The organism is Candidatus Melainabacteria bacterium RIFOXYA2_FULL_32_9, assembly GCA_001784615.1.
Lineage (GTDB): Bacteria > Cyanobacteriota > Vampirovibrionia > Gastranaerophilales > UBA9579 > UBA9579.
This window is the reverse complement of the sequence record MFRQ01000021.1, coordinates 2,944-3,785: the sequence shown is the minus strand read 5'-3', so window position 1 is coordinate 3,785 and position 842 is coordinate 2,944. Positions and strand designations below refer to the sequence as shown.

The following is an 842-nucleotide window of genomic DNA, read 5'->3' as shown; positions in this document are numbered from 1 at the left end:
ATAATACAAACTTTTCCCGGATATAAAATACCTGATGGGACCAGATGGAACTTATATGTTTCCCCATTTGCAACAACAGTATGCCCGGCATTACAGCCGCCTTGATATCGTATGACAATATCTGCATACTCAGCTAAAAGATCTGTAATTTTAGCCTTACCTTCATCACCCCATTGAGCTCCGATAACAATTACATTAGCCAAAACATAATTCTCCTCTGATAAGCCAGTAAACTCAAAATATTCAAAGGCTATCTAACTTGTTTAGCGCCCAATGTAGTATAAGATACTCAATAATTGAGGTCAAATATAAAATTGCTGCAAATAGACTAAATTACAGCATAATACAGGATTTACTTACTTCTTTTTTTTTCTTAATAATCAACTTTATCTTTTTGATTATATAAGGCAACATGCTAAACAATAATAACAAAATTACAGCAATTATAATCAGCGGAAATGCATCTTGACCATCAGCAAATGCTACTTTACCGGCATAACCTAAATACACATAAGTAAAAGAGCCAGGAATTATACTGATAAATGTCGCCCAAAAAAATATTCTAAATGAAATATCAGTAACTCCAAACACATAATTTTGAAAATTAAAAGGAAAAACTGGTGTTATTCTTGCAATTGCAACAAATTTCCATCCTTCTTTTCTTACTAATTCCTGCACCATAATAACCTTAGCAGATGACCTTTTATCCACCCAATCTTTAACAAGATACCTGCTTACAAGAAAAGTTGCACAAGCACCTAAAGTAGCACCAATAACGGTATATATTGTTCCCCAAACAGGCCCGAATAAGACGCCGGCTGTCACTGATAATGGAGTAATCG

Annotated in this window: 1 protein-coding gene and 1 pseudogene (1 of these 2 running past the window's edge); both read right to left on the bottom strand. The window is 34.2% G+C overall.

Annotated features, from left to right (window positions below):
• Positions 1-203: pseudogene (locus A2255_03210) on the bottom strand (hypothetical protein) (it extends 1,032 nt beyond the left edge of the window).
• A gap of 130 nt (positions 204-333) precedes the next feature.
• Positions 334-825, bottom strand: coding sequence for a hypothetical protein (locus tag A2255_03205; GenBank protein ID OGI23031.1), 492 nt, complete (start codon positions 823-825; stop codon positions 334-336).
• Positions 826-842: the final 17 nt, after the last annotated feature.